Source organism: Pseudomonas sp. 2 (genome assembly GCF_056627435.1).
The window spans coordinates 14,219-28,659 of sequence record NZ_JBWXNG010000016.1; the positions used below are offsets into that span (position 1 = coordinate 14,219).

8 protein-coding genes are annotated in these 14,441 nt (G+C 62.0%); 4 read left to right on the forward strand and 4 right to left on the reverse strand.

Annotated elements, in window-relative coordinates; translation table 11 throughout:
* Window positions 1–5: 5 nt before the first annotated feature.
* The 4 genes from ligA to AC1MEK_RS22885 form a co-directional block, all read right to left on the reverse strand.
* Window positions 6–2,369 (reverse strand): NAD-dependent DNA ligase LigA, encoded by a 2,364-nt coding sequence (ligA, locus tag AC1MEK_RS22870; RefSeq protein ID WP_480398556.1) that lies wholly within the window; start codon window positions 2,367–2,369, stop codon window positions 6–8.
* Window positions 2,370–2,554: 185 nt separating this feature from the next.
* Complete coding sequence (gene zipA / locus AC1MEK_RS22875; RefSeq protein WP_480398557.1) at window positions 2,555–3,421, reverse strand: cell division protein ZipA; 867 nt, start codon at window positions 3,419–3,421, stop codon at window positions 2,555–2,557.
* A gap of 265 nt (window positions 3,422–3,686) precedes the next feature.
* Window positions 3,687–7,175 carry a chromosome segregation protein SMC gene (gene smc, locus AC1MEK_RS22880; protein WP_480398558.1) on the reverse strand — a complete coding sequence of 1,163 codons (3,489 nt, stop codon included), beginning with the start codon at window positions 7,173–7,175 and terminating at the stop codon, window positions 3,687–3,689.
* A gap of 3 nt (window positions 7,176–7,178) precedes the next feature.
* Window positions 7,179–7,838: a GntR family transcriptional regulator gene (locus tag AC1MEK_RS22885; protein WP_480398559.1), complete on the reverse strand. Its 660-nt coding sequence runs from the start codon at window positions 7,836–7,838 to the stop codon at window positions 7,179–7,181.
* Between the two features lie 303 nt (window positions 7,839–8,141).
* On the opposite strand from AC1MEK_RS22885, the gene xdhA reads away from it, so the two are divergent.
* The 4 genes from xdhA to guaD all read left to right on the forward strand — a co-directional run bounded on the left by xdhA (window position 8,142) and on the right by guaD (window position 14,440).
* On the forward strand, window positions 8,142–9,611 hold the full coding sequence (gene xdhA, locus AC1MEK_RS22890; protein ID WP_480398560.1) for a xanthine dehydrogenase small subunit: 1,470 nt from the start codon (window positions 8,142–8,144) through the stop codon (window positions 9,609–9,611).
* Window positions 9,604–12,015: a xanthine dehydrogenase molybdopterin binding subunit gene (gene xdhB / locus AC1MEK_RS22895; protein ID WP_480398561.1), complete on the forward strand. Its 2,412-nt coding sequence runs from the start codon at window positions 9,604–9,606 to the stop codon at window positions 12,013–12,015. Before xdhA ends, xdhB begins: the two co-directional genes overlap by 8 nt.
* 253 nt (window positions 12,016–12,268) lie before the next feature.
* Window positions 12,269–13,111: a xanthine dehydrogenase accessory protein XdhC gene (gene xdhC / locus AC1MEK_RS22900; RefSeq protein ID WP_480398562.1), complete on the forward strand. Its 843-nt coding sequence runs from the start codon at window positions 12,269–12,271 to the stop codon at window positions 13,109–13,111.
* Window positions 13,112–13,135: 24 nt separating this feature from the next.
* Window positions 13,136–14,440 (forward strand): guanine deaminase, encoded by a 1,305-nt coding sequence (gene guaD / locus AC1MEK_RS22905; RefSeq protein ID WP_480398563.1) that lies wholly within the window; start codon window positions 13,136–13,138, stop codon window positions 14,438–14,440.
* Window position 14,441 lies beyond the last annotated feature (1 nt).

The window sequence follows — 14,441 nt, forward strand, 5'->3', positions numbered from 1 at the left end:
TGGCGTCAATCGACAGAGATATTGTGCTGTTTGAGGAACGCCACGAATGCGTCTTCGTCGAGAACTTTCAACCCCAGTTCATTGGCCTTGGTCAGCTTCGATCCCGCCCCCGGCCCTGCGACCACGGTGTGGGTCTTGGCCGACACCGAGCCTGACACCTTGGCGCCGAGGCTTTCGAGTTTTTCCTTGGCGACGTCGCGGCTCATCAGTTCCAGGGAGCCGGTCAGCACCCAGGTCTGGCCGGTGAGTGGCAGGCCTTCGACGACCTTTTTCTCGCTCTGCCAGTGCATGCCGAAATCCTTGAGCTGTTGCTCGATCTTCAGGGCCAGTTCTGCGTTTTCCGGATTGTCGAAGAAGCTTCTGACAGACTGCGCCTGCTTTTCCGGCAAGGTCTGGCGCATGTCCAGCCAGTCGGCCTTGATCACGCCTTCCAGCGTGGCAAATTTGTCCGCCAGTTTCTGCGCGCCGCCCGGTCCTACCGACGGGATATTCAGCTTGTCGAGCATGCCGCCCAGGGTCACGCTGGCGGCGAACTCGGCGCCCAGCTCGCCTTCGTCCTGCAGTTGCATCTGGCACTCACCCAGCAGCGCGCCGATGACGTCCTTGTTGTGCTCGTCCTCGAAGAAGCTGTGAATCTCGTGGGCGACTTCCAGGCCGATGTCCGGCAGGTAAGTCAGCACCTGCGGCAGCGCGACCTTGACCTTGCTCAGTGAACCCAGCGAGCGGGCCAGGACCTTGGCGGTCTCCTCGCCTACATCGGGAATGCCCAGCGCATAGATGAAGCGGGCCAGCGTTGGCCGCTTGCTGTCTTCGATGGCCTTGAGCAGCTTCTTGCTGGAAATGTCGGCGAAGCCTTCCAGGTCGATGATCTGCTCGTACTGCAGCTTGTACAGATCGGCCGGCGAGCCGATGAGTTTTTCGTCCACCAGTTGCTCGATGGTCTTGTCGCCCAGGCCTTCGATGTCCATGGCGCGGCGCGACACGTAATGGATGATCGCCTGCTTGAGCTGCGCACCACAGGCCAGCCGCCCGACGCAGCGGTACACCGCGCCCTCGCTGACGGTTTCCTTGCCCTTGCTGCGCTTGATCAGTTGCGTGCGCTCCACCTGCGAGCCACACACCGGGCAGGTCTGCGGGATTTCGACCTTGCGCGCGTTTTCCGGGCGGCGTTCCAGCACCACCTGAACCACTTGAGGGATCACGTCGCCCGCGCGGCGGATGATCACGGTGTCGCCGATCATCAGCCCCAGACGCGCCACTTCGTCCATGTTGTGCAGGGTGGCGTTGGCCACGGTGACGCCCGCCACTTTGACCGGTTTCAAGCGCGCAACCGGCGTCACCGCGCCCGTACGACCGACCTGGAATTCCACGTCCAGCAATTCGGTGAGTTCTTCCATGGCCGGGAATTTGTGGGCGATGGCCCAGCGTGGCTCGCGGGCGCGGAAACCCAGTTCGCGCTGGGAAGCGATGCTGTTGACCTTGAACACCACGCCGTCGATTTCATAGGGCAGCGACAGACGACGCTCGCCGATGTCGTGGTAATACTTGAGGCAGTCTTCGATGCCGTCGGCCACCTTCAGCTCGCGGCTGATCGGCATGCCCCAGGCCTTGAGCTGTTCGAGGTTGCCGATGTGGGTGTCGGCGATGTCGTGGGACACCTGGCCGATGCCGTAGCAGCAGAACTCCAGCGGGCGATTGGCGGTGATCTTCGAGTCCAGTTGGCGCAGGCTGCCAGCGGCGGCGTTGCGCGGGTTGGCGAAAGTCTTGCCGCCGGTTTCCAGTTGGCTCTCGTTGAGGCGCTCGAAACCGGCCTTGGACATGAACACTTCGCCGCGCACTTCCAGCGTTTCGGGCCAGCCTTCGCCGTGCAGTTTGAGCGGGATGTTGCGCACGGTGCGCACGTTGACGCTGATGTCTTCGCCGGTGGTGCCATCACCACGGGTCGCGCCACGCACCAGCGCGCCGTTCTGGTACAGCAGGCTTACGGCCAGGCCGTCGAGCTTGGGTTCGCAGCTGTACTGGACCTTGGCGCCTGCGCCGAACAGATCGCCCACCGGCAAGTCCAGGCCCTCGGTGACACGGCGGTCGAATTCGCGCATGTCGGTTTCTTCGAAGGCGTTGCCCAGGCTGAGCATGGGGATTTCGTGCCGCACTTGGGTGAACGCCGACAACGCTGCGCTGCCCACGCGCTGGGTCGGCGAATCGGCGGTGACCAGATCCGGGTGCTCGGCTTCCAGCGCCTTGAGTTCATGGAACAGGCGGTCGTACTCGACATCCGGAATGCTCGGCTCGTCGAGCACGTGATAGCGGTAGTTGTGCAGGTCCAGCTCTGCGCGCAGTTCCAGGATTCGGGTTTGGGCGGCGGTCATAGAAGTGTTCTCTAAAAAGCAAAAGAGCAGCCTGGGCTGCTCAATTCAAAAGGTTGGATCTGCCACATGACCCCGTGGGAGCGAGCTTGCTCGCGAATGGGTCGGATAATGCGGTGCCGGATCGACCGCATTCGTGAGCAAGCTCACTCCCACAGGAATACGTCTAGCGGTGCCAAACAGTGCTATCAACGGCGCTGTGTCAGGGCGCGGCGTTCGAACTCGACGATGCGCTGGCGGTAATGCTCGATGGTCTGCGCGGTCATGACGCTGCGCTGATCGTCTTTCAATTCGCCGTTCAGTTCGTGGGCCAGCTTGCGGGCTGCCGCCACCATCACGTCGAACGCCTGTTTCGGGTGACGCGGGCCCGGCAAACCGAGGAAGAAGCTCACGGCGCGGGTGCTGAAATGGTCGATGTCGTCCAGATCAAACACGCCCGGCTTGACCGCGTTGGCCATGGAAAACAGCACTTCGCCATTGCCGGCCATGCTTTCGTGACGGTGGAAAATGTCCATCTCGCCGAAACGCAGGCCGCTTTCCAAAATGTTTTGCAACAAAGCAGGCCCCTTGAAGCCGCTTTCGTCACGGGAAATCACGCTGATGACCAGCACTTCTTCGACCGGCGCCTGGTCCTTGTCGTCGGTGATGCGCTGGGCCGGCTTGTCGTCCGGGAAGTCGTCCTCGCGGGCGCTGAACAGGCTCGGGCCATCCAGATCCAGGTTCAGGTCGCCTTGCTGTGGCTCGTCCTTGCGCTTGCCGCGCTTGCTCTCACGCTCCGGACGCTCGGCGCGTTCCGGGCGCTCGCGGGCGGCGCTCATGCTCGGCAGGTCGTGCTCGTCGAGTTGCGGTTCTTTCTGGGTTTCCAGGACACGTGCAGGGCCCAGCACCTCGGCGGACGAGCCTTCTTCGTCGTCCGGCAGGTTGGAGAAGCTGCGGTCCAGTCGGAATTTCAACTTGCCCTTGCCGCCGCGCATCCGGCGCCAGCCGTCGAAAAGAATACCGGCAATGACAATAATGCCGATGACGATCAGCCACTCTCGCAGACCGATTTCCATGTAATCCCGTGCCTCTATTGAAAATTCTGAAAATTAAGGGCGTAAACCCCTTTAAAACGTGGAGCCAACTCTATGTTCTGAATGGCCTTTTACCCACGCCAAAATGAAAAAGTGGACATTAAGCTAGCACGACCAAAGGTAACTTTACACCGTCAGTTACATCTGGCATGTCGCGAGCATCTGTATGGCTGCGACGGTAATTCCTGTGCCGCGCTATCAGAACGCCACTTTTCCCTGTCTATTCGTTCGACCGCATCGCAGTCCGTCACGCATCCACCAGCGCCATCGCCTCCTCTACGTCCACCGCCACGAGGCGCGAACACCCCGGCTCATGCATGGTGACACCCATCAACTGGTCGGCCATTTCCATGGCGATCTTGTTGTGCGTGATGTAGATGAACTGCACGGTCTGCGACATCTCCTTGACCAGTCGGGCATAGCGGCCCACGTTGGCGTCGTCCAGTGGTGCGTCGACTTCGTCGAGCATGCAGAACGGTGCCGGATTGAGTTTAAAAATGGCAAATACCAGTGCCAATGCGGTCAGGGCTTTCTCGCCGCCGGACAGCAAATGGATCGTGCTGTTCTTCTTGCCGGGAGGACGCGCCATGATCGTCACCCCTGTATCGAGTAAATCTTCGCCCGTCAGTTCCAGATAAGCGCTGCCGCCACCGAAAACTTTTGGAAAAAGTGCCTGAATTCCGCTGTTTATCTGATCAAAGGTCTCTTTGAAGCGATTGCGCGTTTCCTTGTCGATCTTGCGAATGACGTTTTCCAGGGTCTCCAGTGCCTCGACCAGATCGGCGTCCTGAGCGTCCAGATAGCGTTTGCGCTCGGACTGCTGCTGGTATTCGTCGATGGCTGCGAGGTTGATCGCGCCCAGGCGCTGGATACGTGCGTCGATCCGCCCCAGTTCTTCCTCGGCGCCCTGCTCGTTGGCTTCGGGCGTCAGGGTTGCCAGCACACCATTCAAATCGTAGCCGTCTTCGTGCAATTGCTCCTGCAGCGTCTTGCGTCTGACGGTCAGCGATTGCCATTCCAGGCGCTGCTGCTCCAGTTGCCCACGCAGCAATTGCGATTGCTGCTCGGCCTGGGTGCGGCGTTTCTCGGCGTCACGCAGATCGCGGTCGGCGTCTTCCAGGGCGTTCTTGGCGGTGCGCATTTCGTCGTCGACGACCATGCGCTTTTCCAGCAATTCTTCGAGTTTCAGGCGCAGCTCTTCCAGCGGCGCGGCGCCCTCCTCCAGCCCCAGGCTCAGTTGCTCGCGCTTTTCGGTCAGGCGCTCGGACTGCATTTCCAGACGCTCCAGCGCCTGGCGGGTGGAATCGTGCTGCGCACGCAGCGAGCTCAAACGCACGGCCAGATGGTTGCCGTGGTCCTTGTGCTGGCGCGCTTCCTGGCGCACGCGGTCGAGCCGCTCGCGCAGGCTGTCACGCTGGGCCAGCAGCAACTCGCGCTGCTCGGTGTCCAGCGCCATGCTGTCGAGGGCGTCCTGCAGTTGCAGACGCGATTCGCCGAGGTTTTCCTGCTCCAGCACGCGCTGTTCGCCGACTTCCGCCAGCTCTTCGTCGAGCCGGGTGCGGCGCAGGGTCAACTGTTCGACCTTGGCCTTGGCCGCCGACAATTGCGCTTTCAATTCACTCTGCTGGCGGGTTTCGTCCTGCAGGCGCCGACGCAGCTGCTCGCGGTTATCTTCCTGCAGGCGTTGCTGTTCGCGCTGGCTCAGCAGTTGTTCTTCGAGGGTCGCCAGGGTTGCTTCGCGCTCATCGCGCTCGGCTTCCAGACGCTGCAATTCCTGCCCTCGGGCCAGCACACCGCTTTCGGCTTCGCTGGCACGGCGCACCCGCAGAAAATCCCGACCGACCCAGAAGCCGTCGCGGCTGATCAGGCTCTGCCCGCTGGCCAATTGCTTGCGCCGGGCCAACGCATCATCAAGGCTTTCCACCGGCAGGACTTGCCCCAGCCAGTTGCTCAGATCCACCGAGCTTTCCACCTTGTCCAGCAGGCTGCCGGGCGCGCGGGTCGTGTCTGAAGATGGCGTCGCAAGGCGCAGATCGCCCTGGCTGAAACCGGCCAGATCCAGCCCTGCGAAATCGTCGACCAGCACCGCGTGCAAGTCAGCGCCGAGCACGGTTTCCACCGCCAGCTCCCAGCCGGCTTCGACACGCAAGCCTTCGGCCAGACGCGGGCGCTCATTGAGCTGATGATCGCGCAGCCATTCGGCGGTACCGGTGCCCGGATCCAGCGCCGCCTGTTGCAAGGCTTCCAGGGAGGCAATGCGCCCGTTCAGGCGTTGCAGATCGCCCTGGGCTTGCTGCTGGGCCTGGGTGGCCTGCTGCAGTTGCTGGCGCAAGTGCTCCAGGCGCTCGATCAACTGTTCTTCTTCGGCGAGCAGTTCTTCGAAAGCCATTTCCCGAGCGGCGAGGTCTTCGCTGAGGTCAAGAATCGCCGCGTCTTCCGGGTCGGCGGCAAGCAGTTGGCGCTCTTCGCCCAGACGGCGCTGGCGCTCGGCTAGGCGCTCAAGGCTGGTTTCCAGCTGCTGGATCCGCGACTGCTGCACTTCGGCCTGACGCCGTGGCTCGGCGGAACTCAGGTTGAAGGCGTCCCACTTTTCCTGCCAGCCGTGCATGGCCGCTTCTGCTTCTTCCAGCGCAGCGGCGGATTCTTCGGCGGCGGCCAGGGTCATTTCCTGCTCGGGCTCGAGCATGTCCAGCTCTTCGCCCAGGGTCGCGAGCAAGGTGCGGTCGTGGCCCAGATGGGATTCGGTTTCCTGGCGCGCGCGCTCGGCTTCGCGCAGGTCGTCCTGCAACTGGCGCAGCCGCTGCTGGCCGTGCTGAATGCTCTGCTCGTTGCGGGCGATGTCGCCGCCCACTGAATAGAAGCGACCCTGCACCTGATTGAAGCGCTCGGACAGATCGTGGTGGCCGTCACGCAGGCGTTCGATGGCCGCATCGGCGCTGCGCTGATCGGCCACCAGCGCCTCGAAGCTGACTTCCTGGCTGCCGATCACCGACTCGCGCTGGGCCACCTGCTCGTTCAGCGCCTGCCAGCGCAAGGCCGACAACTGCGCCTTGAGCTGGCGCTCTTCGGCCTTGTATTCCTGGTACTTCTCGGCGGCCTGGGCCTGACGGTGCAAGCGCTCCAGTTGGCGTTCGAGTTCTTCACGCAGGTCGGTCAGGCGCGCGAGGTTTTCGTGGGTGCGACGAATGCGGTTCTCGGTCTCGCGGCGGCGTTCCTTGTACTTGGAGATGCCGGCGGCTTCTTCGATGAAATTGCGCAAGTCCTCAGGCTTGGCCTCGATCAGCTTGGAGATCATGCCCTGTTCGATGATCGAGTAGCTGCGCGGGCCCAGGCCGGTGCCGAGGAAGATGTCGGTGATGTCGCGACGCCGGCATTTGGTGCCGTTCAGGTAATAGGTGTTCTGGCTGTCGCGGGTGACCTTGCGGCGGATGGAAATTTCCGCGTAAGCGGCGTATTCGCCCACCAGTGTGCTGTCGGAGTTGTCGAACACCAGCTCGATGCTGGCCTGGCTCACCGGCTTGCGGCTGGTGGAGCCGTTGAAGATGACGTCGGTCATCGACTCGCCGCGCAGGTTCTTGGCCGAGCTTTCGCCCATGACCCAGCGCACCGCGTCGATGATGTTGGATTTGCCGCATCCATTGGGGCCGACCACGGCCGCCATGTTGCTGGGGAAGTTCACCGTCGTCGGGTCGACGAACGACTTGAACCCGGCCAGCCTGATGCATTTAAGGCGCATGGATCAGCTGGCCGCCAGGGCAGACAGGATCGACTGGCAGCTGCGCTCGGCGTAGGCGGTCAGCACTTCGCGGATGCGCGGCAGGTCGCGGGCGACCACAGCTTCGAGCAACTGGCCGAACAGCGTCAGGTACTCGCTCATCTCGGCCTGGCGCTGGTCCAGCGCCAGATAGTAGAAGCGGCTCATGGACGGCTGCAGGTTTTCGACGGTTTCTTCCAGGTACGGGTTGTTGGCGAACGGGTATGCCGCGCGCATCACGTTGAAGCTGTCTTCGACGAAGGACTTCACGTCGCCGCGCTCGCAACTGGCGATCAGCCGCTGCTGGATCTGCTGGAACGGCGCCAGGTCCAGCTCTTCGGCCCAGCGTTTGGCCACGGCCAGGCCGAGCAGGATGTACATCTCGCTCATCAGCGCGCACAGGCTTTCGATGTTGTGCGGGGTGAGCACCGACACCTGGGCACCACGGCGCGGCAGAATCACGATCAGATGGCGCCGCTCAAGGATCAGCAAGGCTTCGCGCACGGAGCCGCGGCTGACATTCAGCGCTTGCGTGACCTTCTGCTCCTGAATCCGCTCCCCTGGCTTGAGCTCGCCGCGAATGATCCGCTCGGCGAGGTGGTGAGCGATCTGCTCAGCGAGGCTGTCCGGTGCCTTGAACGTCATTTCTTTCCTTTAAAACCAATGGCTGCACACAAGCGGCGCAGTGTATCGCACCCGATACCCATGGCGCAGGGCCATATGCATGGAAACTGGCATGAAATAAGCAATTCTTTGAGCGTCGTCCCACGGTTTTATTGCAACGCGCTATTGCCGTTAATCGGCAAGTCCCCTGAAAATTGAATTTCTTGACCTAAAGGTCAGATTTTAATTGACCCCATAGTCAGAACTGATAGATTCATCGACAGGTTCTATTACACATTTTCTGTTACGACCTGCTCACCATTACAAGAAGACGAGGCGCGACCCGTGATCCAGTTCTTACTCAACCAGGAGCTCAAGACCGAGCATGCCCTGGACCCCAACATGACGGTGCTCAACTACCTGCGTGAGCACCTGCATAAACCCGGCACAAAGGAAGGTTGCGCCAGCGGCGACTGCGGCGCCTGCACCGTGGTGGTGGGTGAACTGAATACCGATGCGAACGGCCAGGAGCGCCTGAGCTATCGCAGCCTCAACTCCTGCCTGACCTTCGTGGCCTCGTTGCACGGCAAGCAGCTGATCAGCGTCGAAGACCTCAAGCATCAGGGCCAGTTGCACAGCGTGCAGCAGGCCATGGTCGACTGCCACGGCTCGCAATGCGGCTTCTGTACGCCGGGTTTCGTGATGTCCCTGTTCGCCTTGCAGAAGAACAGCGATGACGCCGACTCCTCGAAGATCAAACACGCCCAGGCCCACGAAGCACTGGCCGGCAACCTGTGCCGCTGCACCGGCTACCGGCCGATTCTCGCCGCTGCCGAGCAGTGCTGCAGCAAGGCCCAGCCGGACCAGTTCGACGCCCGCCAGGCGCAGACCATCGCCCGCCTGAAAGCCATCAAGCCGGCTGAAACCGCCGAACTGAACAGTGGCGACAAGCGCTGCCTGGTGCCGCTGACGGTGGCCGATCTGGCCGATCTTTACGACTCCTACCCGCAAGCGCGGCTGCTGGCAGGCGGCACTGACCTGGCGCTGGAAGTCACCCAGTTCCACCGCCCGCTGCCGGTGATGATTTACGTCGGCAACGTGGCCGACATGAAGAAGATCGAGCATTTCGACGACCGCATCGAAATCGGCGCCGCCACTGCGCTGACCGACTGCTACGAAGCGCTGGCCCACCAATACCCGGATTTCGGCGAGCTGCTGCACCGTTTTGCGTCACTGCAGATCCGCAATCAGGGCACGCTGGGCGGCAACATCGGCAACGCCTCGCCCATCGGTGACTCGCCGCCCCTGCTGATTGCGTTGGGCGCGAAGATCGTCCTGCGCAAGGGCGAGAAGACTCGCACGCTGGCGCTGGAAGATTACTTCATCGATTACCGCGTCACCGCGCGCCAGGAAAGCGAGTTCATCGAGAAGATCATCGTGCCCAAGGCCAATGCCAAGCAGGCGTTCCGCGCCTACAAGGTGTCCAAGCGCCTGGACGATGACATTTCGGCGGTCTGCGCCGCGTTCCGCCTGCAGGTGGAAAACGGCGCCATCGTCGATGCCCGCGCAGCCTTCGGCGGCATGGCGGCGATACCGAAACGTGCGGCCCACTGTGAAAAGGCCCTGATCGGTCAGCCCTGGACCCAGGCCACCGTGGAGCGTGCGTGTGCTGCGCTGGAACAGGATTTCACCCCGCTCTCGGATTTTCGCGCCACCAAGGAATACCGTCTGCTGAGCGCGCAGAACCTTTTGCGTAAATACTTCATCGAGCTGCAAACGCCACACGTCGAGACTCGGGTGACCGCTTATGTCTAATCATGCCCCGCAGAAAACCCAGGAAGAACTGGTCGCCCTGTTTCAGCAGGACCTCACCTCGGGCGTTGGCCGCAGCGTCAAGCACGACAGCGCCGAAAAGCATGTTTCCGGCGAAGCGGTCTATATCGACGACCGCCTGGAATTCCCCAACCAGTTGCATGTATACGCGCGCCTGTCGGACCGGGCCCATGCGCGGGTTGTCAGTGTCGATGTCACGCCCTGCTACGACTTCGAAGGCGTGCGCATCGCCATCACCCATGAAGACATCCCGGGCCTCAAGGACATCGGCCCGCTGTTGCCAGGGGATCCGTTGCTGGCCATCGACAAGGTCGAGTTCGTCGGCCAGCCGGTGATTGCCGTGGCCGCCCGCGATCATGAAACCGCACGCAAGGCAGCCATGGCGGCGATCATCGAATATGAAGACCTGGAACCGGTGCTCGACGTGGTCGAGGCCTATCGCAAGAAGCACTTCGTGCTGGAGAGCCACACCCACAAGCGCGGTGATTCGGTGACGGCGCTGGCCACCGCCCCCAACCGGATTCAGGGCACGCTGCACATCGGCGGCCAGGAACACTTCTACCTGGAAACCCAGATTTCTTCGGTAATGCCCACCGAAGACGGCGGCATGATCGTCTACTGCTCCACCCAAAACCCCACCGAAGTGCAGAAGCTGGTCGCCGAAGTGCTCGACGTGTCGATGAACAAGGTGGTGGTGGACATGCGCCGCATGGGCGGCGGTTTCGGCGGCAAGGAAACCCAGGCCGCGAGCCCCGCTTGCCTGTGTGCGGTGGTGGCGCGCCTGACCGGGCAGCCGACCAAGATGCGCCTGCCGCGCATGGAAGACATGATCATGACCGGCAAACGCCACCCGTTTTACGTTGAGTACGACGTGGGCTTCGACAACGACGGCCGCCTGCAGGGCATCCAGCTGGAGCTGGCGGGCAACTGCGGCTGCTCGCCGGACCTCTCGGCTTCGATCGTCGACCGCGCCATGTTCCACGCCGACAACTCCTACTACCTGGGCGATGCCACCATCAACGGCCATCGCTGCAAGACCAATACCGCATCGAACACCGCCTATCGCGGCTTTGGCGGCCCGCAAGGGATGGTCGCCATCGAAGAAGTGATGGATGCCATCGCCCGCCATCTGGGCAAGGACCCGCTGGCGGTGCGCAAGGCCAACTACTACGGCAAAACCGAGCGTAACGTCACCCACTACTATCAAGAAGTCGAGCACAACATGCTCGAAGAGATGACCGCCGAGCTCGAAGAAAGCAGCCAGTACGCCGAGCGGCGCAAGGCGATCATGGCCTACAACGCCAACAGCCCGATCCTGAAAAAAGGCCTGGCGCTGACTCCGGTGAAATTCGGCATCTCGTTCACCGCCAGCTTCCTCAACCAGGCAGGCGCGCTGATCCACATCTACACCGACGGCAGCATTCACCTGAACCACGGCGGCACCGAGATGGGCCAGGGCCTGAACACCAAAGTGGCGCAGGTGGTGGCCGAGGTGTTCCAGGTGGACTTCAGCCGCGTGCAGATCACCGCGACCAACACCGACAAGGTGCCGAACACCTCGCCCACCGCAGCTTCCAGCGGCGCCGATTTGAACGGCAAGGCCGCGCAGAACGCCGCCGAAACCATCAAGCAGCGCTTGGTGGAGTTCGCCGCGAAGCACTACAAATGCGAAGAATCCCAAGTGGAATTTCGCAATGGCCACGTGCGCGTCGGCGAGCAGGTCATCAGCTTCGAGACCCTGGCGCAGCAGGCGTGGATGGGCCAGGTGTCTCTGTCGAGCACCGGCTACTACAAGACGCCGAAGATCTACTACGACCGCAGCCAGGCGCGGGGTCGACCGTTCTACTACTTCGCCTTCGGCGCAGCCTGCACCGAGGTGATCGTCGACACCCTGACCGGCGAGTACAAGATGCTGCGTACCGACATCCTGCACGACGTCGGCGCCTCGCTGAACCCGGCCATCGACATCGGCCAGGTCGAGGGCGGCTACATTCAGGGCATGGGCTGGCTGACCACCGAGGAGCTGGTGTGGAACGCCAAGGGCAAGCTGATGACCAACGGCCCGGCGGGTTACAAGATCCCGGCCGTGGCGGACATGCCGCCGGACTTGCGCGTCAAGCTGGTGGAAAACCGCAAGAACCCCGAAGACACCGTGTTCCATTCCAAGGCCGTGGGCGAGCCGCCGTTCATGCTCGGCATCGCTGCGTGGTGCGCGATCAAGGATGCGGTGGCAAGCCTGGGTGATTACAGGCATCAGCCGAAGATCGACGCACCGGCCACGCCTGAGCGGGTGTTGTGGGGGTGTGAGCAGATGCGCAAATTGAAGCAGGCCAGTTGCAGTGAAGCGGTCGGCGTCGCGCATGAGTTGACCGTTTCTCCCGTTTGATTGGCGTCGTTTGAAATGACGCCTTCGTGAGCAAGCTCACTCCCACAGGGATCGGGTTTTCAGATTGAAACCTGTTCCCTCTGACCGCTGCGCTCAACTGTGGGAGTGAGCTTGCTCCCACGCAGAGCACTGTGATCAGGCATCACGTATTTGACATGCAGTCCGGTCACCTGTGGAAGTGAGCTTGCTCACGAAAGGGCCCGAACGGACAACAGGATTTTTGATCTGCCACCAAGGTGATCAGGAGAAACACATGAACAACTGGATCAGCGCCCTCGCCGAGTTGCAAACCCTGGGTGAAGCCTGCGTGCTGGTGACCATCATCGAAGAGCGCGGCTCGACCCCGCGCAATGCCGGTTCGAAGATGGTGGTCAGCGCCGGGCGGATCTACGACACCATCGGCGGCGGCCATCTGGAATACCGCGCCATGGACATCGCCCGGGAAATGCTCGCCAGCGGCAGCCAGCAGACCCGCCTGGAGCGCTTCAGCCTCGGCGCCAGCCTGGGCCAGTGCTGCGGCGGGGTTAACGTGTTGCTGTTCGAACCCATGGGCCAGCCTCAGGCGCAGATCGCGGTATTCGGCGCAGGCCACGTGGGCCGCGCGCTGGTGCCGCTGCTCGCCAGCCTGCCCTGCCGGGTGCGCTGGATCGACTCGCGGGAAGCCGAGTTTCCCGAGCACATGCCCGAAGGCGTGACGAAGATCGTCAACGATGAGGTGGTCGATGAAGTGGATAATCTGCCCGCAGGCAGTTACTGCATCGTCATGACCCACAACCATCAGCTGGACCTGGAACTGACCGCTGCCATCCTCAAGCGCGGCGACTTCACCTGGTTCGGCCTGATCGGCTCGAAAACCAAACGCGCCAAGTTCGAACACCGCCTGCGCGATCGCGGGTTCGACCCGGCACTGGTCCAGCGCATGCGCTGCCCCATGGGCCTGTCCGAGGTCAAGGGCAAGCTGCCGATCGAGATTGCCGTGTCGGTCGCCGCTGAAGTGATCGCGACGTACAACATGCATTTTGGAGAGCAAGAAGGCTCGACCTCAGAACCCGTTGCCAAGCTGATGCCGGTGTCGCGCCGTAGCCTGGCTCAATGAACCTTTGCACAAAGAATTCCTGACATGACCAACGCAAGAAAAGCCTACCGCGCCGCCATCGTCCACAGCATCGCCGACCCGGCCGAGGTGGTGATCGAGGCGTCCTATGAGTATTTCGAAGACGGCCTGATGGTGGTCGAAGACGGCAAGATCACCGCCGTCGGCCACGCCAAAGACCTGCTCGGCACGCTCGCCAGCGACGTTGAAGTGCAGACCTACAAAGACGCGTTGATCACCGCCGGTTTCATCGACACCCACATCCATTTGCCACAGACCGGCATGGTCGGTTCCTACGGCGAACAGTTGCTCGACTGGCTCAACACCTACGTGTTTCCTGTCGAACGTCAGTTCGCCGATCCAGCCCACGCAGCGGAAGTTTCCGACATCTTCATCCGGGAGCTGCTGCGCAACGGCACCACCACCGCGCTGGTATTCGGCAGTCGGCACAAGGAGTCGGTGGACGCGTTCTTCAGCGCCGCTGAAAAGCTCAACCTGCGCATGATCGCCGGCAAGGTGATGATGGACCGCAACGCCCCGGATTATCTGGTGGACACCGCCGAATCCAGTTACGTCGACAGCAAGGCGCTGATCGAACGCTGGCACGGCAAGGGCCGCCTGCACTACGCCGTGACCCCACGTTTCGCGCCGACCAGCACGCCGCAGCAACTCCAGCTGGCGGGCCAGTTGTTGAACGAATACCCGGACCTCTACATGCAGACCCACATCAGCGAAAACCTCAAGGAGGTCGAGTGGGTCAAGGCATTGTTCCCGGAGCGCAAGAACTACCTGGACGTGTACGACCACTTCAAGCTGCTGGGCGAGCGTTCGGTGTTCGCCCACGGCGTGCATCTGTGCGATCAGGAATGTGCGCGCCTGGCCGAAACCGGGTCAGCCATCGCCTTCTGTCCGACGTCCAACTTCTTCCTCGGCAGTGGCCTGTTCAACCTGCCAATGGCGGAAAAGCACAAGGTCAATGTAGGACTGGGCACCGACGTGGGTGCAGGCACCAGCTTCTCGATCCTGCAGACGCTGAACGAGGCGTACAAGGTGATGCAGCTGCAGAACGCCAAACTGAGCCCGTTCAAGTCGCTGTACCTGGCGACGCTGGGCGGTGCGCGGGCGCTGCGCCTGGAGGACAAAATCGGCAACCTGCATGCCGGCACCGAAGCAGACTTCGTGGTGCTGGACTTCAACGCCACGCCGCTGTTGTCGTACCGCATGCAGCAGGCCACCAGCATTGAGGAGAAGCTGTTCGTGCTGATGACCCTGGGGGATGACCGGACGGTGAGCGAGACGTATGCGGCGGGGGTTTTGGTCCATAAACGCTAAG

What these genes read in the sequence shown, in the direction of transcription:
- smc (WP_480398558.1), bottom strand. Translation starts at nt 7,175, where the DNA reads ATGCGCCTTAAATGCATCAGGCTGGCCGGGTTCAAGTCGTTCGTCGAC.
- guaD (WP_480398563.1), top strand. Translation starts at nt 13,136, where the DNA reads ATGACCAACGCAAGAAAAGCCTACCGCGCCGCCATCGTCCACAGCATC.
- xdhB (WP_480398561.1), top strand. Translation starts at nt 9,604, where the DNA reads ATGTCTAATCATGCCCCGCAGAAAACCCAGGAAGAACTGGTCGCCCTG.
- AC1MEK_RS22885 (WP_480398559.1), bottom strand. Translation starts at nt 7,838, where the DNA reads ATGACGTTCAAGGCACCGGACAGCCTCGCTGAGCAGATCGCTCACCAC.
- zipA (WP_480398557.1), bottom strand. Translation starts at nt 3,421, where the DNA reads ATGGAAATCGGTCTGCGAGAGTGGCTGATCGTCATCGGCATTATTGTC.
- xdhC (WP_480398562.1), top strand. Translation starts at nt 12,269, where the DNA reads ATGAACAACTGGATCAGCGCCCTCGCCGAGTTGCAAACCCTGGGTGAA.
- ligA (WP_480398556.1), bottom strand. Translation starts at nt 2,369, where the DNA reads ATGACCGCCGCCCAAACCCGAATCCTGGAACTGCGCGCAGAGCTGGAC.